This is a genomic window from Micromonospora rifamycinica (assembly GCF_900090265.1).
GTDB classification, from domain to species: Bacteria; Actinomycetota; Actinomycetes; order Mycobacteriales; family Micromonosporaceae; genus Micromonospora; species Micromonospora rifamycinica.
In genome coordinates, this window is the sequence record NZ_LT607752.1 from 5,920,033 (window position 1) to 5,942,421 (window position 22,389).

A 22,389-nucleotide genomic window follows, 5' to 3' on the forward strand; every position below is an offset into this window, starting at 1 on the left:
CTCAGCGCTGCACGACGGTCACGTTCCCGCTGCCGGTCGCCAGGTCCAGCAGCAGCGGTGCGCCCGGGTCATTGGTGACCCCGATCTCGGTGTCCCCCGAGCCGACGTCCGCCTTCACCCGGTACCGGCCGGTCGGCACGGTCAGCTCGACGTCCCCGCTGCCCGCGTGCGCCCGCGTCGAGGCCGGCTTGGCCAGGGTGAGGGTGATGTTGCCGGAGCTGGTCTCGGCGGAGACCTCGCCGCCCAGCCTGGTCCCGGTGACGTCGCCGGACGACGCCCGCAGGTCGACCGGGCCGGTGACGTTGACCACCTCGATATTGCCCGATCCGGTCTCCACCCGCACCGGGCCGGTGACGTCGACGACCCGGATGTCGCCCGAACCGAGGGTGAAGTCGACCGACCCGGTCCTGCTGAGCTCCACCTCACCGGAGCCCGCCTCGCCCTGCACCCGTACCCCCGGCGGGGCGGTCACGTCGTACGACACCGAGCAGCGGGGACCGCACTCGGTGTCCAGCACCAACTCGTCACCGGTGATCTCGTACGTGGTGTCGGGTTGCTCCCCCTGGTAGCGCAGCACCCGCTTGACGCGTACCCCGGTGGCCGGACCGGTGGCGCGGACCGCCACGTCCCCGGAACCGGGCCGGACGGTGATCCGGGCGATCTTCGCCGGCTCGGTGGTGTCGAAGTCCAGCCGCCGGAACGCCAGCGTGTCGCACCCGGTGGCGAGGATGAGGGCGGCGGTCGCACCCAGGGCGACCATGCTGCGGGGATGAGCCATGCCCAGCAACCTACGACCGCCCCCACCTGCCGCACATCCGGGGCGAAGCGCCGGGCCACCCCGAGCCGACCCTGATTTCCCACCCCGAGGGAGAATGGCCCGATGGCCGGGTACCGCCGACAGCTCTACCGCGACGACGCGGTGGTGCTGCGTGTGCAGAAGCTGGGCGAGTCCGACCGGATCATCACCCTGCTGACCCGCCGGCACGGCCGGTTGCGCGCGGTGGCCCGGGGGGTACGCCGCACCACCAGCAAGTTCGGCGCCCGGCTGGAGCCGTTCGGCCACGTCGACCTCCAGCTCGCCGGTGACCCGAAGGGCAACACCGGCAGCTCGCTGCACAGCGTCAGCCAGGTCGAGGGCATCGACCTGTACGGCAAGCGCTTCCTCGGGGACTACCCCCGGTACACGGCGGCCAGCGCTATCGCGGAGACCGCCGAGCGCCTCACCCCGGTCGAGCGGGAGCCGTCGCTGCGGCTGTTCCAGCTCACCCTCGGCGCGCTCAAGGCGCTGTCCCGGGGCGAACACGCCACCACGCTGGTGCTCGACGCGTACCTGCTGCGGGGGATGACCCTGGCCGGGTGGGCACCCGCGCTGACCGCCTGCGCGGTCTGCGGCACCCCGGGGCGGCACCGGGCGTTCTCCGTGCCGGCCGGGGGTGCGGTCTGCCCGGACTGCCGGCCACCCGGCGCGGCCCACCCCGCGCCGGCCACCATCGACCTGATGTCCGCGCTCACCAGCGGCGACTGGCAGGTCGCCGACGCCACCGAGACCGGGGTACGCCGGGAGTGCAGCGGCCTGGTCGCGGCGCACCTGCAGTGGCACCTGGAACGCGCGCTACGCTCGCTGCCGCTGGTCGACCGGGGCGGCCCGACGGGCGGCGGTCCGGGGCGACCGCCCCGGGCCGGTGTGGAGGGTGGGCACGTCGGTGTGCAGGGTGGGGACAAGGAGATGACCGAGTGATCCGATCGTTGAGGGCCGGCCGGCGGGAGCCGGTGCCGCCGACGCCGCACCCGTCGGGCGCCCGGCCGCCGGTGCTGCCCGCCGAGGCGCTGCCGAAGCACGTCGCGGTGGTGATGGACGGCAACGGCCGCTGGGCCAAGGAGCGCGGCCTGCCCCGCACCAAGGGCCACGAGCAGGGCGAGTACAGCCTCTTCGACACCGTCGAGGGGGCGATCGAGCTGGGCGTGCCCTATCTGTCGGCGTACGCCTTCTCCACCGAGAACTGGCGGCGCTCGCCGGACGAGGTCCGGTTCCTGATGGGCTTCAACCGGGACGTCATCCGCCGCCGCCGCGACCAGCTCGTCGACCTGGGGGTGCGGGTGGTCTGGTCGGGGCGGGCCGGTCGGCTGTGGAAGAGCGTCATCGCCGAGTTGCAGACCGCCGAGGAGATGTCCCGGGGCAACTCGACGCTGACCCTCCAGTTCTGCGTCAACTACGGCGGCCAGGCCGAGATCGCCGACGCCGCCGCCGCGATCGCCCGGGAGGTGGCCGCCGGCCGGCTCGACCCGGACAGGGTCACCGAGAAGACCGTGGCGAAGTACCTCTACCACCCGGAGGTCCCCGCGGTGGACCTCTTCCTGCGCCCGTCCGGCGAGGAACGGATCTCCAACTTCATGCTCTGGCAGTCGGCGTACGCGGAGCTGGTGTTCCTGGACACCCTCTGGCCGGACTTCGACCGTCGCCACCTCTGGTACGCCTGCGAGCTGTACGCCCAGCGGGACCGCCGCTTCGGCGGCGCGCTGCCCAACCCGGTCGCCCCACCGCGCTGACCGGACCACGGTTGGTGATCTCACCGACGGGGTATCCCCTGGTGACCAGCCAATCGCGGAGGTGAGCACTCATGATTCAGAAGCGGATCGCACAGTGGGCGGTCATGGCGGTCGCCGTGCCGCTGGCCGCGGCCGGTGCCCGTCGGCTGAGCCACACCCTGGAGTCCCGGCGTGGACCCAGCGGGGTGAGCCGGATGCTGACCCGGGGCGCCGACGTGCTGCGCCCCCGCAAGGCCGCCCGGCGTCGCCGGTTCTGGTGACCACCCGGCACCGGCTTCCCCGGTGACCAGCGGTCACCACCGACCTCACGGCGAACGCCCCGCCACCCGGTTGTCACCGGGACGGCGGGGCGTTCGCGTGGCACTGGTGCGGGGCCGGCGGGGGACACCGCGGCACGCCGGGAAGGTGTGGTGGGTCAGCCGGCCACTTCGGCGCGGTCGGCGGTCGCCCACAGGGTGTGGAACGCGCCCTCCCGGTCGACCCGGTGGTAGGTGTGCGCGCCGAAGTTGTCCCGCAGGCCCTGGATCAGGGCCGCCGGCAGCCGCTCCGCGCGCAGCGCGTCGAAGTAGGCCAGCGACGAGGAGAAGGCCGGGGTGGGCACGCCGGCCCGCGCCGAGTCCGCCACCACCCGCCGCCAGCTCGGCACGCCGTCGCTCACCGCGTCGGCGAAGTACGGCGCGACCAGCAGCGTCGGCAGCTCCGGCTGCGAGTCGTACGCCTCCCGGATGCGGTCCAGGAAGCGCGCCCGGATGATGCAGCCGCCCCGCCAGATGGTGGCGGTGCCGCCCAGGTCGATGTCCCAGTGGTACTCGCGGCTGCCGGCCCGGATCTGGTCGAAGCCCTGCGCGTACGCGACGATCTTGCTGGCCAGCAGTGCCCGGCGGACGTCCTCGACGAAGGCGTCCCGGTCCTCGACCTGCCACTTCTCGCCCGCGTCGCCGAAGGTGCGGCGGGCCGCCTCACGCTGGCCGGCGTGCCCGGACAGCGACCGGGCGAAGGTCGCCTCGGCGATGCCGGTGATCGGGATGCCCAGGTCGAGGGCGATCTGCACCGTCCAGCGGCCGGTGCCCTTCTGCTCGGCCTGGTCGAGCACCACGTCGACGAACGCCTTGCCGGTGGCGGCGTCGGTGTGCGCCAGCACGTCGGCGGTGATCTCGATGAGGAACGACTCCAGCTCGCCGGTGTTCCACTCCCGGAAGATCTCCGCGATCTCCGCCGGGGTCGCGCCCAGCCCGGCCCGCAGCAGGTCGTACGCCTCGGCGATGAGCTGCATGTCGGCGTACTCGATGCCGTTGTGGACCATCTTGACGAAGTGGCCGGCGCCGTCGGGGCCGACGTGCTGGCAGCATGGGACGCCGTCCACCTGCGCGGCGATCTTCTCGAACATCGGCCCGAGCTTCTGGTAGGACTCCGCCGAGCCGCCCGGCATGATGCTCGGGCCGAGCAGCGCGCCCTCCTCGCCCCCGGAGACGCCGGTGCCGACGAAGTGCAGCCCGTGCTCGCGCAGCGTCTCCTCCCGGCGACGGGTGTCGGCGAAGTGCGCGTTGCCGGCGTCGACGACGATGTCGCCCTCCTCCAGCAGCGGCACCAGCTCGTCGATGACCGCGTCGGTGGGGGCACCCGCCTTGACCATGACGATCACCGCGCGGGGCCGCTCCAGCGAGCCGACGAAGTCCGCCAGGGACTCCGACGGCACGAAGGTGCCCTCGTCGCCGTGCTCGGCCACCAGGCTGCGGGTGCGCTCCGGGGAGCGGTTGTGCACCGCCACGGTGAACCCGTTCCGGGCCAGGTTCCGGGCCAGGTTGCGACCCATCACCGCCAGCCCGGTCACGCCGATCTGCGCCGTCGCCTGTTGCGTCATCCGTACCCGCCACCTCTCACGTCACCTGTGTGCTGCGACGGTATCGTGCGCGCCCGAGGGCCGGCAGCCGCCGTCCACCCAGTGTCACAGGGTGGTCGCGTCGGCACGCCGGCACGGTGCCGGGCGTCGGGCGGAAAAGCGGGTGCGCCGGCCGGCCGGGTCGGTTAGCGTGACGGCATGCGTATCTGACGCCCTTTCTGAGAGCCGACCCGCCGCCGTGGCCGCGGGTCCGCGTGCTCGGGCGTCCGCGTCTTCCACCGTCCCGTCGCAGGGGTGTCGGGTGGGCGGCGTCCGAGGCCGATCCCTGTCCGTCGCCCGCCCGCCCGCCGTCCGCGGGCCGGTGTGGTCCTCCGCACCCAGAAGGAGGCAGCGTATGCCCACCAAGCGCAGTCCGAAGAAGTCCCGCCGTCCCGGAACCGCCCCGCTGGAGGTGGATCCGGCGGTGCTCGCGGCGCTCACCGTGACGCCCGCGGATCCGGTCCCGCTGGCCGTCGCGCCGGCGCAGGCCGGCACCCGGTCGACCCCGCCGCCGCCGTCCCGGGCGCGGTCGGCCCGGTCGGTCCGGGCCGGCTCCACCACCGTCCAGGGCCAGAACCGCCGGTACGCCTTCCGGCGGAGCTGACCGGGCCACGGGCCGGGTGAGCGGTGCACGCCCGGCGCACCAGCGGTGCGCGGTGCACGCCCCGGAGCACCAGCGGTGTCCGGTCCGCCGTGACGCCGCTGGTGCGCCGGGGTGCCCGCCGTCGTGACGGTCAGCCGATCAGGGGGCGGAAGGTGCCGAGCGTCACGCTCACCGCGAGCGCCCCGCCGGCCAGCACGGCGGCCCCCACTATCAGCAGCCAGTCGGCCGGGCCGAACACCTGCCGGCGGGCCACCGTGCGCGGGAAACCGGCGTCGAAGCCCCGGGCGTCCATCGCCACCGCCAGCCGGGTGCCGCGCCGGATCGCGCCCACCAGTAGGGCGAACGCCGTCGAGACGAAGAGCCGCAGCCGGGCCAGCGGGTTGCGGCCGGCGTCCACCCCCCGGGCCCGGCGGGCCATGGTCAACATCTGCCACTCCAGCCCGAGCAGCGGCACCAGCCGGAACGCGGCCAGCGCGCCGATCGCGAACCGGGCCGGTGCCCGCGCGTTCTGGACCAGCGCGTCGGCCAGGTCGGTCGGATCCGTGGTGGCGAAGACGATCACGCCCGGTAGGGCCACCGCGAACATCCGCAGCACCAGGCCGAGCGCGGTGACCAGCACCCCCGAGGTGACCAGCAGCGGCCCGGCCGCCCACAGCACCGGGCCGGACCGGTCGGCGGCGAACAGGACCAGCGTGACCAGGACGCCGACCGCGCCGGCCAGCAGCGGCAGGGCGCGGCGGGCCAGCACCCGGTAGCGGATGCCGAACAGCGGCAGCAGCGCCAACTCGACGGTGATCGCGACCGCCGGTGCCACCGGATCGAGGCTGGCCACCAGGACGAACGAGAAGACCAGCCCGGCGGCCAGCTTCGCCACCGGGTTGCGCCGGGCCAGCGGCGCACCGGGCGTCGCGACGGGTCCGAGGCCGATCACGACCCCTCCCGGGCGGAGTGCAGGGTGACCGTCCGGTCGGCGAGCGCGGCCACGAAGTCCACGTCGTGGGTGACGCAGACGACGCCGTGCCCGCCGTCGCGCAGGTCGGCGAAGAGGTCGACCAGCTCGCCCCAGGTCCGGCGGTCCTGGCCGAAGGTGGGTTCGTCGCAGATCAGCAGCCGGGGCGCGGTGGCCAGGGCGGTCGCCACGCTGAGCCGGCGGGCCTCCCCGCCGGAGAGGGTGTACGGGTTGGCCCCGGCGAGCCGGGTCAGCCGCAGCCGCTCCAGCAACCCGTCGACGGTGGCCCGGACGGCGGTCTCCGGGCGGCCGGTCCGGCGCGGGCCGAGGGCCAGCTCGTCGCGGACGGTGCCGGTGACGAACTGGTGCTCCGGATCCTGGAACACCGAACCGATCCGGCCGGTCAGGGCCGCGGCCCGCCACCGGTGCGGGGGCGTGCGGGTGTCCCCGCCGGCCAGCGCGGCGGTGGCGGTGGACCGGCCGGTGCCGGGGCGGAGCAGGCCGCCGAGCAGCAGGGCCAGGGTGGACTTGCCGGCCCCGTTGGGGCCCCGGACGGCGAGCGCCTCGCCGGCGCGTACCACCAGGTCGGTGGGGGCCAGCCGGGGCGGCAGGCCGAGCCGGTCGACGGTGAGCAGCTCCGCGCCCGGCGGCCCGGCGGCCCGCCGGGGCACGGTGGGGTGGCCGGGCACCCAGACGCCGTCGGCGGCGAGCGCGGCACCGTGGGCGGCGAAGACCGCCTCCGGTGGCCCGTCGGCCCGGACCCCGCCGCCGGGGGCCAGCACCACCACCCGGTCGACCAGGGCGAGCGCGTCGGCGACCCGGTGTTCGACCAGGACCAGGGTGGTGTCGGCGTCCAGCGCGCCGGCCACCGCCCGGCGGACCAGCTCCGCGCCGGCCGGGTCGAGGTTGGCGGTCGGCTCGTCGAGCAGCAGCAGCCCGGGGCGCAGCGCCAGCACGCCGGCCAGCGCGAGCCGCTGCTGTTCGCCGCCGGACAGCGCGGCGGTGGGCCGGTCCCGGTGGTACGGGAAGCCGACCCGGCGCAGCGCCTCGTCCACCCGGGGCCAGATCTCGTCGCCGGGCACCCCCCGGTTCTCCAGGCCGAACGCCACGTCGTCGCCGCTGCGGGCCATCACCAGCTGGGACTGCGGGTCCTGGAACACGGTGCCGACCCGCTCGCGGGCCTTGGCCGGATCGAGGCCGTCGACCTCGACGGTGCCCTCCTGCTCGCCGGAGTCCGCCGGCAGCAGCCCGGCCAGCGCGGCCAGCAGGGTGCTCTTGCCGGCCCCGGAGGGACCGAGCAGCAGCACCCGTTCGCCGTGGTCGACGCGCAGGTCCACCCCGCGTACCGCCCAGGCCCGCCGCCCGGCGTGCCGCCAGCCGAAGCCGGCCAGCCTCACACTCGCCACGTCGCCGGCACCTCCATGGTCGCCAGGGGAGGGTCAGACCAGGCTGCGGTCACGCCCGGCGGGGAAGCGGTCCAGCACCCCGGTCTCGGCCAGCGCGCGGGTGAGGTACCAGCCGCCGAGCCCGGCGACCACGGCGGCGCTCACCACGGTCAGTGCCGCGTACGGCAGGCGGTAGCTGGTCAGCGCGTACTCCGCGTTCCAGACGAAGAAGTCGAACAGGGCGGCGCTCAGCCCGGTCAGCGCGCCGGCCAGCACCGCCACCGGCAGCCGGTACGACCGGTAGCGGAACGCGGCGAAGGCCAGCTCCGCGCCGAGCCCCTGGATCAGCCCCTGGACGATGGTGACCCCGCCCCACTCCGCGCCGAGCAGCGCGGAGACGGTGGCGGCGACGGCCTCGCAGAACAGGGCCGCCCCGGGCTTGCGGATCACCAGGCCGCCGAGGACCGCGGGGACCAGCCAGACGCCGTACATCACCGCCTGGCTGGCCGGTGCGGCGGCGAACGCCGGGTCGGCGGCCTTCCAGACCAGGCCCCAGGCCCAGAAGATGACGCCGAAGGCCACGGCGATCACGGCGGCGACCACGATGTCGATGGTGCGCCACCGGTTGCTGTCGGTGTGCTGCATGTCGGTACTCCCAGTCCAGCGAGCGAACCAGGAGAAGACGCACGCCGCGCCCGGTTGCTGCCGGACGGCGGCGCGGCTGGAGGTCGACCGAACTCCCTGCGCTGGCATTACCCAGATCAGGTTCGAGGGTCTGCGGGCGGTGCCCGCACTCTCAGCGCTGTGCGCTCCCCTGTCGGATGTGAAGTTGTCTCGGCAGACGCTAGCACCGACCTGCGGCGACGACCCAGCAGGCCACGGTTCCCGGCATTCGTCCCGGTCCGCCGGGCGTCCGGGTCCGCCGACCACCGGCGGGCGTCCGCCCGGGGTGCGGCACCGTCGGGGCTGGGTAGGCTGCCGGTCATGCGGGTACCGGCGCGGGGGCTGACGTTCGACGTTCGGGCGGGCGGCCCCGATGGTGGCGCGGTCGTGCTGCTGCACGGCTTCCCCCAGCACGGCGGGGAGTGGGACGCGGTGGTGCCCGCCCTGCACGCCGCCGGGCTGCGCACCTACGCCCCGGACCAGCGGGGCTACTCGCCCGACGCCCGGCCCGCCGGGGTGGCCGGGTACCGGCTGCCGGAGCTGGTCGCCGACGCGGTGGCGGTGCTGGACGCGCTGGGCGTCGACGCCGCGCACGTGGTGGGGCACGACTGGGGCGCGATCGTCGCCTGGGCGCTGGCCGCCCGGCACCCGGAGCGGGTGCGTACCCTCACCGCGGTCTCGGTGCCCCATCCGGCGGCCTTCGGGTACGCGCTGACCGCCGACCGGGCGCAGCGGGCGCGCTCGGCGTACATGGCGTTGTTCCGCCGGGCGGGCCTGGCGGAGAGGGTGCTGCTGGCCTGGCGGGGGGCGGTGCTGCGCCGGTTGCTGGCGGGCGTCGGCGATTCCGCCCGGGTGGCCCGGTACGCCGGGCCGATGCTGCTGCCGGGCGCGCTGACCGGGGCACTGAACTGGTACCGGGCGATGGCGGGGCGGGACCTGAAGGAGGTCGGCCCGGTGCCGGTGCCGACCAGCTACGTGTGGAGCGACCGGGACGTGGCGGTCGGGCGTACCGCCGCGCAGGCCTGCGCCCGGCACGTGTCGGGGGACTACCGGTTCGTGGTGCTGGCCGGGGTCAGCCACTGGATTCCCGACCGTGCCCCGGGGCCGCTGGCCGAGGCGATCCTGGCCCGGGTGCGCGGGGCCGGCTGACCTCTGCCGGACAGCGGGGTCACGCCCGATCCCGGTAGTGCCCGATCCCGGTAGTTGTGCTCGATCCCGGTAGTAGTGGTGCTCGATCCCGGTAGTAGTGGTATCCGTGCGGAGGGAGGCCACTACGACATGGATCGAGCACGATCTTGCGGAGCGGGGATCGTGAATCGGTTTCGGTCAGGTATCGATGGGGCACAGGCGTTGCTGCCGACGGGGACGCCCCCGCCGGCCGTACGTCTCACCCGGAGGTAGCGCGTGTCGAAGGAATCCGAGAAGCAGCGCTGGCAGCGCAACTTCGCCGATCTGCTCCAGGAGCTGCGGGTCGCCCAAACCGGCGTGCAGATCCTCTTCGCCTTCCTGCTGACCCTCCCGTTCAGCAACGGCTTCACCCGGACGAGCGAGTTCCAGAGGGACGTCTACATTCTCGCGTTGCTGTCCGCCGCCGCGGCCACCGCGATGATCATCTCGCCGGTCGCCTTCCACCGGGCGCTGTTCCGCCAGGGTCGCAAGCCGGAGCTGGTCCGCTTCGCCCACCGGATGGCGACCGGCGGCCTGGCCTTCATGCTGGTCGCCATGGTGAGCGCGGTCCTGCTGATCGCCGACTTCGTGCTCGACACCGGCATCGCCGTGGTGCTCACCGTGATCACCGGCCTGTGGTTCCTGACGTTCTGGGTGGTCCTGCCGTTCGTCCGGCGTAACTGGGGCGAGGACGACATCGACGACGACGATGACGACCCGGTGGTGCTGAACGGCGACTGACCCTGCGTGGGGTGGTGGATGGTGTGGGCCGGGGGCTCACCCGGGCCGACGGTGGCCGGGGTGAGCCCCCGACGCGTGGCGGGTGGCCGGGTCTCCGGCGTGTGGCGGGTGGCCGGCGCGTGGCGGGCCGGCGTGTGGCGGTGGCCGGCGCGTGGCGGCCGGTGTGTGTCGGCGGGTGCGTCAGCGGGCGACGGCCCAGGCCAGCACGGCCGCCAGGATGAGCCCGTTGAGCAGGGCCAGCACCAGGTACGCCTGCGGCGGGATCTTGCGTCCGCGCCGGACGAAGCTGACCAGCACGGCGGCGTACGCCAGCAGCAGCACGGCGATGACGATCAGGAAGTAGAGCACCGCACCACCCTAGACGAGCCGGTGCCGGTGCCCGGCGGCCGACCGTGACCGCCCCACGGCCCGGCGGCACCCACCCCGGTGCGTCGGATCCACCCGTCGTGGCTGATCAGGGGACGCGGTGCGCGGATCGGCATCGAGTAGTATCGATTATTATCTCTTCCTGCCCCGGGTGCGTCACCGGCCCTGCCCTCGTTGCCGGGCGCGGCAGCCGTCCAGCTGGGGGCGGGCCGGCACCAGCGACGAGGAGTGGACCATGAGAGCAGCGCGACGACGGGTCGCCGGACTGGGCGTGATCACGCTGGCGGTCCTCGCCGGCGGGGTGGCGGTCGCGGCCGGTGCCGGGGCGGCGGCGGCCGGCTGCCGGGTCGACTACAAGGTCACCAGCGAATGGCAGGGCGGCTTCGGGGCGGACGTCACCATCACCAACCTCGGCGACCCGGTCTCCGGCTGGACGCTCACCTGGGCCTTCGCCAGCGGACAGCAGGTCACCCAGGCGTGGAACGCGACGGTCACCCAGAACGGGACGGCGGTCAGCGCGAAGGACGCCGGGTACAACGCCGCCATCGCGACCGGGGCCGGCGTCAGCTTCGGCTTCAACGGCGGGTGGACCACCGCGAACCCGGTCCCCACCGCGTTCGCGCTCAACGGGGTCTCCTGCACCGGGGCGACGCCGACCGCCACGCCCTGCCCGCCACCGTCCACCCCGTCGACCCCCACCCCCACGCCGACCCTGACCCCGACGCCCACGCCGACGACGACCCCGACCCGGACGCCCACGCCCACCCCGACCCCCTCGACGCAGGCCAAGGTCACCGTGTGGCTGGCGGGCGACTCCACGGTCGCCAACCCCTCGTCCAGCGGCGTCTGCCCGGTCGGCTGGGGCAACCAGTTCGGCCAGTACCTCAACGGCAACGCGACGGTGGTGAACAGCGCGGTCGGCGGACGCAGCATCCAGACCTGGCTGTACGACCCGAACGTCACCACCACGATGAACTCGGCCGGCGAGTGCGTGGTCAGCCCGCAGACCTACTCGACCCGCTGGCAGGCCATGCTGAACGCCAACGGCGGGATGAAGGCCGGCGACTACCTGTTCATCCAGTTCGGCATCAACGACGGCAGCACCACCTGCAACCGGCACGTCGGCTCGGCCCGCTACAAGGAGCTGCTCGGGGTGATGGCCCGGGCGGCCCAGCAGCGCGGCGCGTACCCGGTCTTCCTCACCCCGGCCGCCGCGATCACCTGCTCGGGCAGCACCGCCGTCGGCAACCGGGGCTTCCTCACCGAGACGTTCGACGCGGGCCGGGCCAACAACGTCCCCGTCATCGACCTGCACAAGCTGAGCTACACGCTCTACAACACGCTGCGGCTCTGCCCCAACAACGGCGACTACAACTCGGGCGCGGTCGGCGCGTTCTTCTGCGCCGACCACACCCACTTCGAGACGGCGGGTGCCCGGCAGATCGCCGGCGTGGTGGCCACCGCGCTGCGCAACCAGCAGCTCGGTCTCGCGGCCTACCTGCGGTGACGGTACGCGGTCCGGCCGGACCGCACCGTGGCCGCCGGTGCCGTGGTCCGTCGCCCCCGGGCGACGGACCACGGGTGGCGGTCAGGAGAGCGCGCAGGCGGTGCCGTTGAGGGCGTACCCGGTGGGGCGGTTGTTGGTGCCGGCGACGTCGGCGAGGAAGCCGAAGCTGACCGACCCGCCGGCCGCGATCGTGCCGTTCCAACCGGCGTTGGTCGCCCGGACGGTGCCGCCGCTCTGCGTGTAGCTGGCGTTCCACGCCTGGTTGACCCGCTGGCCGTCGGCGAACGTCCACTGGAGCGTCCAGCCGTCGACCGGGACCGCGCCGGTGTTGCGGATCGTCACCTCGCCCTGGAAGCCACCCTGCCACTGCCCGGTGACCGCGTACCCGACGGCGCAGCCGGTGCCGCCGGCCGGCGGGGTGGTCACCGGGGGCGTGGTGCTGGGCGGTGCGGTGGTCACCGGCGGGGTGGTCACCGGGGGCGTGGTGGTGGTGGGTGGCACGGTGGTGGGGGTCGGCGTCGGGGTGGTGGACAGCTGCGCGGCGATGACCGGGGCGAGGCGGGCCGTGATCGCCCGGTGGCCGGCGTCGTTGGGGTGCACCGAGTCGCTGAGCCCGTCGGCGGGCAGCCAGCCGGTGGTGTCCACGTAGAACACGTTGCGGTCGCCGCCCCCGGTGACCGCCGTGACGGCGGCGGCGGTCTCGGCGGCGTACCGGCCGCTGAAGGTGCGCAGCGCGAAGATCGCCGCGCGCGGGTACCTGCCCCGCACGGTACGGATGAAGGTGGCGTACTGGTTCTGGAAGTCCGCGCCGCTCACCCCGTGGCTGCGGTCGTTGGTGCCCAGGTTGATCACCACGGCGTCCGCCTGGTAGCGGCTGAAGTCCCAGGCGGGGCTGTTCGCCGCGTACCCGGTGCGGAGGAACTGGGTGGCCACGCTGACGCAGCCGTCGGCGGTGGCCACCAGGCAGCCTCCGCCGTAGCCGAGCTGGGTGTGCTCGGTGCCGAGCTGCTCCCCGGTCAGCCACCCGTACGCGGTCAGCGCCGTCCGTGACGAGGTGGTGCCGAGGGTGATGGAGTCGCCGACGAACTCGATCAGCCGGGGCCGGACCGCCGCCGGCAGGGTACGCGCGCCGGAGTCGAGGGTGAGCCCCTGGAACACCGCGTCCCCGGTGTAGGAGCCGGCGACCACCCGGTACGACACCACCAGCGTGTGGTTGCCGGCGCGCAGCGGGGTGGGGGTCAGGTTCACCGTGCCGCTGACGTTGGTCAGGTACCGGAAGTCGGCCCCGTCGATGCTGTAGTAGAGGTCGATGGTGCGGCGTTGCCGCAGTTTGACGGTGGTGCCGGTGAACCCGGTCTTGAGGTAGGCACCGGCCCAGTTCGGCACGTACGCGGTGCTGTTGCTGCGGTCCCAGCGACCGACGAAGGCGATGTTCGCGTCGGTGGGGGAGCCGTCACCGGTGGCGGCGCTGGCCGGGGGCAGGCCGATGAGGGTGGCGGCCAGCACCGCCACCACCCCGGCGGCTCCCGCCGCGAGGATCGACCGACTGCGGGACACGGGCATGGGGACGCTCCCTCTCCGGGCCGTCCGTGCCGACGCACGCCGACGGCCTGCAGACCTAAGACATTTACCATCATCTAAGCCTGCGGGCCGGGGGGACACAACAGGTGACGGTGCCTAACGGCCGCCGCGCAGGCCGAGTCGACGCAGCTCCAGGGCGGCGAGCGCGTCGACGGTGGCGTCGTCGCCGCGCCGCCACGCCTGGGCCACGTCCGGATCGATCCTGGTCAGCCGGCGCAGCGGCTGGCTGGTCAGCGCGCGCAGCGCCAGCAGGTCCCGACCGGCCGGGCCGGCGGCGAGCGCCTTCGCCGAGGCCGCCCGACGCATCCAGCGCAGCCGCAGCGGCAGCCAGCCGAACAGCACCAGCCCGAGCGGGAAGACCAGCACCGCGACGCTCAGCGCCAGGGCGAGCTGGCCGACCAGCTCCTGCTGGTCACGGCCCGCCTCGGCCATCGCCCGGGCGGCGTCGGCGGCCTTGGTGAACGGCCCGGTCAGCTCGTCGCCGACCAGCGGCACCCGGCCCACCTTGCCGCCGGCGTCGGCCAGGTTGTCGGCGAGTCCACCGCCGGCCCCCTCCAGCTTCCGCCCCGGTACGGCGAGCTTCTCCACCAGGTCGTACAGCCACAGCGCGAAGCGGACCGCCGCGTAGACCCAGACGACGACGAGCAGGTCGGTGAGGAACTGACGGAGGGCGACCGGAAAACGGTCAGCGTAGATCTTCACGGCCGACAGCGTGCCACGACGCGGGCCGCCCGGCACCCCCCGTACGGCCGGCCGCCGGCTCGCCGGAAGGTGACGCCCCCTCCCCGGCGTGACTGACCGCGTCCGCCACGATGTGCGCGACGTGCTCGTCGACCAGGGCGTAGGCGATCTCCCGGCCGCGTCGGGATCCCCGCACCACTCCGGCGCCGCGCAGCACCCGCAGGTGCTGGGAGACCAGCGGCTGCGGTGCGCCGAGCTGCTCGACCAGCTCGTGCACGCACCGTTCACCCTGGGCCAGCTCGCTGACGATGGCCAGCCGGATCGGGGCGGACAGCGCCCGGAGCAGCTCGCCCGCGCCCTCGAAGGCGTCGTAGCCGTGGGTGCCGGTCACCCCGTAACGGTAACCAATACCGGTGACGACGCACCGGTCGGCGTCACCGGAGCACCACCTCGTGCGGCTCCGGCGTGCCGGCCACCACCGGGGCGGACCGGCGGCGCAGCACCCGCCAGGCAGCGGCGGCCAACGCCACCACCAGGAAGGACGCGATCGCCAGCAGCACCACCGAGGCGCCGGGGGCGGTGTCGGCGGTGGCCGCCACCCAGATCCCCGCCCCGGCGGCGAACAGGCCGAGCGCCATGGCCGCCGTCATGGTGCTGCGGAAGCCCCGGGTGACCTGCTGCGCGGTGGCCACCGGGACCACCATCAGGGCGCTGATCAGCAGCACGCCGACGGCGCGCATGGCGATGGTGACGGTGACCGCGGTGGCGACCGCCAGCAGCAGGTTCAGCGCCCGGACGGGCAGCCCGGCCACCCGGGCGTACTCCTCGTCGTGGCAGACCGCGAAGAGCGCCGGGCGCAGCGCCAGCATCAGCACCGCGATGGTCGCGCCGAGCACCGCGATGGTGGTCAGGTCGGCGGGAGAGGTGGTGGTGAGCGACCCGAACAGGTAGGCGTTGAGGTTGGCGCTGCTGGCGTCGGAGAGGCCGACCAGCATCACACCACCGGCGATGCCGCCGTAGAACAGCAGCGCCAGCGCCAGGTCGCCGGAGGTGCGCCCGCGGGCCCGGACCAGCTCGATGGTGACCGCGCCGAGGATTGCCGCGACCACCGCCACCAGCACCGGCGAGCGGTTGAGCAGCAGGCCCGCGCCGACGCCGGTGAGCGCGACGTGACCGATGCCGTCACCGATCAGGGCCAGCCGTCGCTGCACCAGGTAGATGCCGAGCGCCGGGGCGGTCAGCCCGATCACCAGCGCGCCGAGCAGCGCCCGCTGCATGAAGTCGTACTGGAAGAGGTCCATCGTTCAGCTGCTCCACAGCCCGGCGGGCTCCTCGGGACCGTGCGGGTGCACGTGGTCGTGGTCGGGCTCGGCGTGGTGCCCGGCCGGTTCCGGCACCGCGCCGTCGTGACAGACGCCGCCCTGGTGCACCACCACGGCCCGGCTGATCAGCGGACGCAGCGGCCCCAGCTCGTGGGCGACCAGCAGCACGGTGCCCCCGGTGCCGAGGAAGTCGTGCAGCGCCCCGGCGAACGCCTCCTGGCTGGCCGCGTCGACCCCGGCGGTCGGCTCGTCGAGCACCAGCAGCTCCGGCTCGCCGGCCAGGGCGCGGGCGATCAGGGTGCGCTGCTGCTGGCCGCCGGAGAGGGTGGCCACCGGGTCACCGGCCCGGTCGGCGAGCCCGACCGCGCGCAGCGCCGCGGCGACCGCGGCCCGGTCGGCGCGGCCGGGTGGGCGCAGCACCCCCCGGCGGGCCAGCCGCCCGGAGGCGACCACCTCCCGGACGGTGGCCGGCACGCCGCTGCCGGCGCCGAGCCGCTGCGGGACGTACCCGATCCGGTGCCACTGCCGGAACCGCCGCTGCGGGACGCCGAACAGCGTGACCGTGCCGGTGCCGAGCGGGACCAGCCCGAGCACGGCGCGGATCAGGGTGGACTTGCCGGAGCCGTTGGCCCCCAGCACCGCCACCACCTCGCCGGCGGTGACCGTCAACGAGACGTCCCGCAGCACCGGTCGGCCGTCGTAGCCGACCGAGGCGTGCCCGACCTGGATCACGGGTGTGGTCACGAGCACCCCAGGGCGGTACGGAGCGTGGTCAGATTCGCGCGCATCACCGAAAGGTAGTCCCCACCCCCGTCAGTGGAGAGCCCTTCGATCGGGTCGAGCACCGCGGTCTTCGCGCCGACCTCGGCGGCGATGGTCTCGGCGACCTTCGGGCTGACCAGCGTCTCGAAGAAGATCGTGGTGGCCTTGTGCTCGCGGGCCTCCCGGGCGACCTCGGCCAGCCGCTGCGGGGCGGGCTCGGTGTCCGGGGTGAGCCCGGTGAGGCCGATCTGCTCCAGCCGGTAACGCTCGGCGAGGTAGCCGAAGGCGGCGTGGCTGACCACGATCTCCCGGCGCTGGCAGGTTGCCAGGCCGGCGGTGTACTCGGCGTCGAGCTTGTCCAGCTCGCCGCGCAGTGTCCGGGCCCGGGTGGTGTAGTCGGCGGCCCGGTCCGGGTCGACGGCGCCGAGCCGTTCGGCGAGCTTGTCGGCGACGGTGGCCAGCCGGGTCGGGTCCAGCCAGAGGTGCGGGTCCTTGCCGCCGTCCTCCTCCTCGGCGTGACCGTCCTCACCCTCGTGGTCGTGTCCGCCGGCCGCCGCGTCGCGCAGCGGCACGACGGTGGTCACGTCGAGGGCCCGGTCGGCGGCGTTCTGCGCGACGGCCTCGTCCACCGCCGGCTGGAAGCCCTTGAGGTAGAAGACCAGCTCGGCGTCGCTGACCTGGCCGACCTGCCGGGGGTTGAGCTCCAGGTCGTGCGGTTCGGCGCCCGGCTTGGCCAGGTTGGTGACGGTGACCGCGCCGCCGCCGACCCGCTCGGCGACGTACTGGAGGGGGTAGAAGGCGGCGACCACGTCCACCCGGTCCGGGTCGGCTCCGGCCTGCGAGGTCGAGCAGGCGGTCCCGCCGGCCAGGACGAGCAGGGCGGTGGCGGCGGCGGTCAGGGCGCGGGGGAGGGTACGGGCGGTCATGTCGGCAACTGTCCGTGAAAACGAGAATGATTGTCAAAAACGCATGCGTGCATGTCAGAAGATCTTGACCAGGGCCACCGTGACCAGCAGCGTCACCATCACCAACCGGAGCACCCGGGTCTGCGGCGCCTGCACCGGCCAGGTGACGGCCAGCAGGTAGACCAGCCCGGTGGCCAGCGCCAACAGCAGCACCCCGCCGACCGGGCCGGGCGCGAAGAGCGCCACCAGCACCAGCGCCAGGGCGGCGAGGAACACCGACGTCGGGTTCACCCGGGCCAACCGGACCAACAGGGGGCGCTGCGTAGGCTGCATCCCACAGACTCTACGAGGAGGAACCCGGTGCTGGTCACCAACCGGTTCGTGGTCGCCGTCGAGGCGGCGGACGACTTCACCGTCCGGGCGCACGCCGCGCTGGCCGCGCTCGCCGCCCGCCCCGGCTACCGGCGCGGCGAGCTGCTGCGCGCCCTCGACGACCCCCGGCACTGGTGCCTGCTCACCGAATGGGAGTCGGTCGGGACCTACCGCCGGGCGCTCGGCGGCTTCGACGTCAAGATCACCGCCGTGCCGCTGCTCGCCGAGTCGCTCGACGAGCCCTCGGCGTACGAGACGCTGGCCGGCGCCGCCCCCGAGGGCGAGGTGGTGGTCGTGGAGAGCGATCGGGCCGCGCGTCCGCAGCGTTGAGCCCGGGGGCACTACCCTGCTCCTATGACCGCTCCCGGCCCGGCAGCCCCACCGCCGCACCCCGCGACACCCGGCCCGGGCGGCAGCCCGCCGCCGGCCGCCCCGGGCGTGCCCGCCCCGCCGGGGGCCGCGGGGACGTTCGACCCGCCCGGGGCCACCGGGATGCCCACCCCGACCGGTGACCCGGGGGTGCCCGCTCCGCCCCCCGGCCCGGGAGTGGCACCGCCGTTCGCCGCCCCGCCCACCGAGGGTGGCCGCAAGCGGCTCTGGCTGGGGCTCGGCGTCGGGGCGCTGGCCCTGGTGATCTGCTGCGGCGGCGGTGGCGCGGCGGCCGTCGGGCTGGTGGTCAGCAACGTGCAGGCGATCGAGGAACAGGGCCAGGCGGTCACCGACGACTACTACCGGGCACTGGTCGACAAGCAGTACGGCAGGGCGTACGAGAAGCTCTGCGACGACGCCCGGCGGCGGGAGTCCCGGGGCGAGTTCACCCGCCGGGTCGCCGAGGAGCCGGCGGTCGCCAGTTACCGGGTCGGCGACGTCGACCCGCAGACCCTGACCGTGCCCGTCGACGTCACCTTCAGCGGCGGCGGGCGGGGCACCCAGCAGGTCACCCTCGCCGCCGACCAGCAGACCGGCGGCATGGAGGTCTGCGGGGTGAGCTGAGCCGGCACCGGTATTCTGCTGGGTCCGGGGCGCTGCTGGTCGTACCGTTGTCCCGGACCGTCCGGTCCCACCCACCTCGAAGCCACGCCGACCGCCAGCCGGCGTAGGAGGAAACATGCCAGCCGACCGTATCGACGCCGTCGTCAGCCTCGCCAAGCGCCGAGGCTTCGTCTTCCCCTCCAGCGAGATCTACGGGGGCACCCGGTCGGCGTGGGACTACGGCCCGCTCGGCGTGGAGCTGAAGGAGAACGTCCGTCGGCAGTGGTGGAAGGCCATGGTCCAGCAGCGCGACGACGTGGTCGGCCTCGACTCGGCCGTCATCCTGGCCCGTCGGGTCTGGGAGGCCAGCGGCCATCTCGCCGAGTTCGTCGACCCGCTCACCGAGTGCCAGTCCTGCCACAAGCGGTTCCGCGCCGACCACCTGGAGGAGGCGTACGCCGAGAAGCACGGCAAGCCGCTGACCTCGTTGCAGGAGCTGAACTGCCCCAACTGCGGCAACAAGGGCACCTTCACCGAGCCGAAGATGTTCAACGGCCTGATGAAGACCTACCTCGGCCCGGTGGAGAGCGACGAGGGCCTGCACTACCTGCGCCCGGAGACCGCCCAGGGCATCTTCGTCAACTACAACAACGTGGCGACCGCGGCCCGCAAGAAGCCGCCGTTCGGCATCGCGCAGACCGGCAAGTCGTTCCGCAACGAGATCACCCCGGGCAACTTCATCTTCCGCACCCGCGAGTTCGAGCAGATGGAGATGGAGTTCTTCGTCGAGCCCGGCTCCGACGAGCAGTGGCACGAGTACTGGTTGCAGGAGCGTTGGAACTGGTACCTCGACCTCGGCCTGTCGGAGGAGAACCTGCGCTTCTACGAGCACCCCAAGGAGAAGCTCTCGCACTACTCGAAGCGCACCGTCGACATCGAGTACCGGTTCCGGTTCGGCGGCACCGAGTTCGCCGAGCTGGAGGGGGTGGCCAACCGCACCGACTTCGACCTGTCCACGCACAGCAAGCACTCCGGCGTGGACCTGTCGTACTTCGACCAGACCCGCAACGAGCGCTGGGTGCCGTACGTCATCGAACCGGCCGCCGGCCTGACCCGCGCGGTGCTGGCCTTCCTGCTGGAGGCGTACGACGAGGACGAGGCCCCGAACACCAAGGGCGGCGTCGACAAGCGCACCGTGATGCGGTTCGACCCCCGGCTGGCCCCGGTCAAGGTGGCGGTGCTGCCGTTGTCCCGCAACGAGGCGCTCTCGCCGAAGGCCAAGGGGCTGGCCGCCCAGCTCCGCAAGCGCTGGGTGGTGGAGTTCGACGACTCGCAGGCGATCGGTCGCCGCTACCGCCGGCAGGACGAGATCGGCACCCCGTTCTGCGTCACCGTCGACTTCGACACCCTCGACGACGACGCGGTGACCGTGCGGAACCGGGACACCATGGCCCAGGAGCGGGTGGCCCTGGACCAGGTCGAGCGCTACCTGATCGAGCGGCTGCCCGGCTGCTGACCCCGGTCGCCGTCGTGCCGGCCCCGCCCGTCCACGGAGCGGGGCCGGCGTGCGTTCCGTCGATCTCTGGCCGTCCGGTCCTTGAGCCGGTGGGTGGGCCGTGCCAGCATTCCCGGTGCTGGATCTCTACCGGGGGTGGGCATGACGGGTGCGGCGCGACCTGACCACGATCACTCCCCGGACCGTCGCCGGCTGCTGCGCCGGGCCGTGACGGTCGCCGTCGCCAGCGCGGGCACCGGCGTCGCCGCCACCGTCGGCCTGGTCGGCACCGCCCGGGCCGCCCCGGGCGACCACCTCACCATGGGTACGACAAACGACTCCGGCCCGGCGACCACCACGCTCGACGTCGGCTACGCCGGGCTGACCCTGCGCAACACCGCCGGTGCGCCTTTGCGGCTGGTGCCCGGCGAGCAGGTCTACCCGCAGGTGCAGGATGCGGTGGCCGGCACCGTCGCGGTGGACCCGGCGGGGGACCTGTTCGTGCGGGCCGGTCCGCCCGGCGGGGAGGTCGACAGTTGGCTGTGGACGAGCGAGTGGGCGACCACCTCGGTCCCGGTGCGGCCGACCCGGGTGCTCGACAGCCGGGATCCGGACCTGCGCCGCACCATCGTCTCGGGGGCCTCGACGCTCGACCCGACCGGCCGGCTGACCCCCGGCAACCCGATCGTGCTGAGCCTGGACCACCTGGTCCGGGACGGCCGGGCCGTCAAGGGCAACGTGACGGTGGTCGGGATGGCCGGTCCGGGCTTCCTGACCGCGTGGGGCAGTGGTGCCAGGCCGACCGCGTCGACGGTGAACTGGTCGGCCGCCGGTCAGATCCTGTCCAACTTCCTCTTCGCCGAGCTGGGCACCGTCGGCGGGTACCGCAGCGTGCTGACGGTGCAGGTCTCCGCACCGACCCATGTGATCGTCGACCTGACCGGTCTGCTGGTCGGCCACCCGGGCCAGGTCCCCGCGGGCACCGCCGCTGCCGCCGCCGCGCCCCCGGTGGAGCCGGCCCGGGTGGCGGTCGCCCCCGGTGAGCCGGTCGTCATCGGCGTGCCGAACAGCCCCGGCGTCACCACGCTGACCAGTGCCGCCCCGGACGGCGCCGCCACGCTGGCGCTGCGGAACCCGACCGGGGCGACCCTGGAGCTGACCCCGGAGGCCGGTCGCCGTCCCGGCATGCTGGACGTGGGCGTCGTCGGCGTCGACCCGGGCGGGCTGTACGTCGGCGACGGCAGCTCCGGCGGGCACACCGCGTACAGCACGGCGAACGCGACCATGCTGGTGCCGGTCCCGCCGACCCGGATCCTCGACACCCGCAGCGCCGCCGGTCGGTCCCGGCTGCTGGAGGGCGCCGCCCGGATCGACGCCCGGGGCCGGGTGCTGGCCGAGACGCTGCTGGTCGTGCACCTGCGCGGCCTCGTCGAGTACGGCGACGGGATGCTGGGGAACCTCACCGTGGCGGACACCACCCGGGGTGGCTTCGCCACGGTGTGGGGGACCGGCGGCCTGCCCGTCGCATCCACCGTCAACTGGTGGACCGCCGGCCAGCTGCTGTCCAACGGGGTGATCACCCAGCTCGGCGACTACGAGACGGTCGGCGGCGACCACTACCCGGATGTGGTCGGCATCCACCTCCAGAAGAGCGCGGCGGCGGTGGTCCTCGACCTGACCGGCCTGCTGGTCCACCACCCGGACTCCGCCGTCGGCGCCCGTCCGGGGCCGGCCCGCACCACCGCCGGCTCCGCCGGCCGCCGGGCGCGGGCCCGGGCGATCAGACAGGCCGCCGCGCCCGGCGCTCCGGTGGTCGGCGGGCAGACCAACGACGCGGGTACGGCCGAGACGGTGCTGGTCGGTGGCTCGGCGACGGCCCCGACGCTGGCGCTGCGGGGCACCGGCCCGATGCTGCGGCTGTTCCCCACGCCGGAGAGCGCCGTCCCGGTGGAGCTGCCGACCGGTTCCCTCGCCGTGACCCCCGTCGGCGATCTGGTCGTCGGTGGCCGGGACGGCCGGCGGGCGTACGTCCACACGTCGCGCTGGGCCAACCGGACGGTGGCCGTCCCCCCGGTGCGTCTGCTGGACACCCGGGCACTGGCCAGCTATTCCGCCAACGTCCTCGCCGGTGCCGACGGGGTGGTGTCGGGCAGGTTGCAGGCGGGCCGCACCCTGCACCTGACCCTCGGCCGCGTCCCGTCGGTGCCGGACGGGGTGGCGGTCGGTGCCTTCCTCAACGTCACCGTTGCGGACACGGTCGCCGGGGGAGTGCTCACCGCCTTCCAGGCGGGGGTGACCAGGCCGGAGACCTCCTCGCTGAACTGGTGGGGGCCGAACCAGGTCCTGTCCAACCTGGTGGAGGTGCCGCTGGGCGTCCACGACGGCGAGCCGTTCGCGTTCGCCGTCCACGTCCGGGCCGCGACCGCGGTGATCGTGGACGTCTCGGCCCTGATCCTGTCGCGTCCGGGCAGGGGCTACTGACCGGCGGCCG

At 74.1% G+C, this 22,389-nt stretch carries 23 protein-coding genes, 1 pseudogene and 1 riboswitch; of the genes and pseudogenes, 11 read left to right on the forward strand and 13 right to left on the reverse strand.

Translation table 11 applies throughout. From position 1 onward, the window contains the following. Position 1 precedes the first annotated feature (1 nt). Positions 2-778: a DUF4097 family beta strand repeat-containing protein gene (locus GA0070623_RS25090; RefSeq protein ID WP_231932542.1), complete on the reverse strand. Its 777-nt coding sequence runs from the start codon at positions 776-778 to the stop codon at positions 2-4. A gap of 102 nt (positions 779-880) precedes the next feature. On the opposite strand from GA0070623_RS25090, the gene recO reads away from it, so the two are divergent. The 3 genes from recO to GA0070623_RS25105 all read left to right on the forward strand — a co-directional run bounded on the left by recO (position 881) and on the right by GA0070623_RS25105 (position 2,807). After that, on the forward strand, positions 881-1,738 hold the full coding sequence (gene recO, locus GA0070623_RS25095; protein WP_067307937.1) for a DNA repair protein RecO: 858 nt from the start codon (positions 881-883) through the stop codon (positions 1,736-1,738). Between the two features lie 32 nt (positions 1,739-1,770). Next, a complete protein-coding gene (locus GA0070623_RS25100) occupies positions 1,771-2,547 on the forward strand; it encodes an isoprenyl transferase (protein WP_172898556.1) in 777 nt (258 codons plus the stop codon). 71 nt (positions 2,548-2,618) lie between these two features. Beyond that, a complete protein-coding gene (locus GA0070623_RS25105) occupies positions 2,619-2,807 on the forward strand; it encodes a hypothetical protein (RefSeq protein WP_067307930.1) in 189 nt (62 codons plus the stop codon). A 155-nt stretch (positions 2,808-2,962) separates the two neighbouring features. Here GA0070623_RS25105 and gndA read toward each other — a convergent pair whose 3' ends face one another. After that, positions 2,963-4,408 (reverse strand): NADP-dependent phosphogluconate dehydrogenase, encoded by a 1,446-nt coding sequence (gene gndA / locus GA0070623_RS25110; protein WP_067307927.1) that lies wholly within the window; start codon positions 4,406-4,408, stop codon positions 2,963-2,965. Positions 4,409-4,781: 373 nt separating this feature from the next. Here gndA and GA0070623_RS25115 point away from each other — a divergent pair, with 373 nt between their 5' ends. Then, on the forward strand, positions 4,782-5,030 hold the full coding sequence (locus GA0070623_RS25115) for a hypothetical protein (protein ID WP_067307924.1): 249 nt from the start codon (positions 4,782-4,784) through the stop codon (positions 5,028-5,030). A 130-nt stretch (positions 5,031-5,160) separates the two neighbouring features. Here the strand turns inward: GA0070623_RS25115 and GA0070623_RS25120 are convergent, their stop codons facing one another. From GA0070623_RS25120 to GA0070623_RS25130, 3 genes are read right to left on the reverse strand one after another with little or no spacing between them, the layout of a single operon-like run. Next, positions 5,161-5,961, reverse strand: coding sequence for an energy-coupling factor transporter transmembrane component T family protein (locus GA0070623_RS25120; protein WP_067307921.1), 801 nt, complete (start codon positions 5,959-5,961; stop codon positions 5,161-5,163). Further along, positions 5,958-7,385: an ABC transporter ATP-binding protein gene (locus tag GA0070623_RS25125; RefSeq protein WP_067307918.1), complete on the reverse strand. Its 1,428-nt coding sequence runs from the start codon at positions 7,383-7,385 to the stop codon at positions 5,958-5,960. The genes GA0070623_RS25120 and GA0070623_RS25125 overlap by 4 nt, the downstream gene beginning before the upstream one ends. A gap of 33 nt (positions 7,386-7,418) precedes the next feature. Continuing rightward, positions 7,419-8,009 carry an ECF transporter S component gene (locus GA0070623_RS25130; protein ID WP_067307915.1) on the reverse strand — a complete coding sequence of 197 codons (591 nt, stop codon included), beginning with the start codon at positions 8,007-8,009 and terminating at the stop codon, positions 7,419-7,421. A gap of 75 nt (positions 8,010-8,084) precedes the next feature. Next, a riboswitch (TPP riboswitch) is annotated at positions 8,085-8,190 on the reverse strand. 158 nt (positions 8,191-8,348) lie between these two features. On the opposite strand from GA0070623_RS25130, the gene GA0070623_RS25135 reads away from it, so the two are divergent. Both GA0070623_RS25135 and GA0070623_RS25140 read left to right on the forward strand, forming a co-directional pair. Beyond that, complete coding sequence (locus GA0070623_RS25135; protein WP_067307912.1) at positions 8,349-9,176, forward strand: alpha/beta fold hydrolase; 828 nt, start codon at positions 8,349-8,351, stop codon at positions 9,174-9,176. A gap of 255 nt (positions 9,177-9,431) precedes the next feature. Continuing rightward, the gene (locus GA0070623_RS25140) at positions 9,432-9,935 is read left to right on the forward strand and encodes a DUF6328 family protein (RefSeq protein ID WP_067307910.1); all 504 of its coding nucleotides are present in this window, start codon (positions 9,432-9,434) and stop codon (positions 9,933-9,935) included. Positions 9,936-10,115: 180 nt separating this feature from the next. Here the strand turns inward: GA0070623_RS25140 and GA0070623_RS30465 are convergent, their stop codons facing one another. After that, positions 10,116-10,283 carry a hypothetical protein gene (locus GA0070623_RS30465; protein ID WP_172898462.1) on the reverse strand — a complete coding sequence of 56 codons (168 nt, stop codon included), beginning with the start codon at positions 10,281-10,283 and terminating at the stop codon, positions 10,116-10,118. Between the two features lie 253 nt (positions 10,284-10,536). On the opposite strand from GA0070623_RS30465, the gene GA0070623_RS31180 reads away from it, so the two are divergent. Further along, positions 10,537-11,808 carry a cellulose binding domain-containing protein gene (locus GA0070623_RS31180; RefSeq protein WP_084261290.1) on the forward strand — a complete coding sequence of 424 codons (1,272 nt, stop codon included), beginning with the start codon at positions 10,537-10,539 and terminating at the stop codon, positions 11,806-11,808. An 81-nt stretch (positions 11,809-11,889) separates the two neighbouring features. Here GA0070623_RS31180 and GA0070623_RS25150 read toward each other — a convergent pair whose 3' ends face one another. From GA0070623_RS25150 to GA0070623_RS25180, 7 genes and pseudogenes are all read right to left on the reverse strand, one after another. Further along, positions 11,890-13,371, reverse strand: coding sequence for a cellulose binding domain-containing protein (locus tag GA0070623_RS25150; protein ID WP_067307907.1), 1,482 nt, complete (start codon positions 13,369-13,371; stop codon positions 11,890-11,892). A gap of 114 nt (positions 13,372-13,485) precedes the next feature. Continuing rightward, positions 13,486-14,091, reverse strand: a complete 606-nt coding sequence (locus GA0070623_RS25155) for a hypothetical protein (protein WP_067307903.1) — start codon at positions 14,089-14,091, stop codon at positions 13,486-13,488. A gap of 70 nt (positions 14,092-14,161) precedes the next feature. After that, a pseudogene (locus GA0070623_RS25160) lies at positions 14,162-14,461 on the reverse strand (ArsR/SmtB family transcription factor); the annotation flags it as partial. A 43-nt stretch (positions 14,462-14,504) separates the two neighbouring features. Then, positions 14,505-15,371: a metal ABC transporter permease gene (locus tag GA0070623_RS25165; RefSeq protein ID WP_067307900.1), complete on the reverse strand. Its 867-nt coding sequence runs from the start codon at positions 15,369-15,371 to the stop codon at positions 14,505-14,507. Between the two features lie 3 nt (positions 15,372-15,374). After that, on the reverse strand, positions 15,375-16,136 hold the full coding sequence (locus GA0070623_RS25170) for a metal ABC transporter ATP-binding protein (protein WP_067307966.1): 762 nt from the start codon (positions 16,134-16,136) through the stop codon (positions 15,375-15,377). Next, positions 16,133-17,080 (reverse strand): metal ABC transporter substrate-binding protein, encoded by a 948-nt coding sequence (locus GA0070623_RS25175; RefSeq protein WP_067307897.1) that lies wholly within the window; start codon positions 17,078-17,080, stop codon positions 16,133-16,135. The genes GA0070623_RS25170 and GA0070623_RS25175 overlap by 4 nt, the downstream gene beginning before the upstream one ends. 54 nt (positions 17,081-17,134) lie before the next feature. Further along, positions 17,135-17,392, reverse strand: coding sequence for a DUF6703 family protein (locus tag GA0070623_RS25180; protein WP_067307895.1), 258 nt, complete (start codon positions 17,390-17,392; stop codon positions 17,135-17,137). 27 nt (positions 17,393-17,419) lie between these two features. Between GA0070623_RS25180 and GA0070623_RS25185 the strand changes: the two genes are divergently transcribed. From GA0070623_RS25185 to GA0070623_RS25200, 4 genes are all read left to right on the forward strand, one after another. After that, the gene (locus tag GA0070623_RS25185) at positions 17,420-17,761 is read left to right on the forward strand and encodes an antibiotic biosynthesis monooxygenase family protein (RefSeq protein ID WP_067307892.1); all 342 of its coding nucleotides are present in this window, start codon (positions 17,420-17,422) and stop codon (positions 17,759-17,761) included. A 189-nt stretch (positions 17,762-17,950) separates the two neighbouring features. Further along, on the forward strand, positions 17,951-18,424 hold the full coding sequence (locus tag GA0070623_RS25190) for an Rv0361 family membrane protein (protein WP_067307963.1): 474 nt from the start codon (positions 17,951-17,953) through the stop codon (positions 18,422-18,424). A 115-nt stretch (positions 18,425-18,539) separates the two neighbouring features. Further along, a complete protein-coding gene (locus GA0070623_RS25195; RefSeq protein ID WP_067307889.1) occupies positions 18,540-19,919 on the forward strand; it encodes a glycine--tRNA ligase in 1,380 nt (459 codons plus the stop codon). A 141-nt stretch (positions 19,920-20,060) separates the two neighbouring features. Beyond that, positions 20,061-22,379, forward strand: a complete 2,319-nt coding sequence (locus GA0070623_RS25200; RefSeq protein WP_157517537.1) for a hypothetical protein — start codon at positions 20,061-20,063, stop codon at positions 22,377-22,379. Positions 22,380-22,389: the final 10 nt, after the last annotated feature.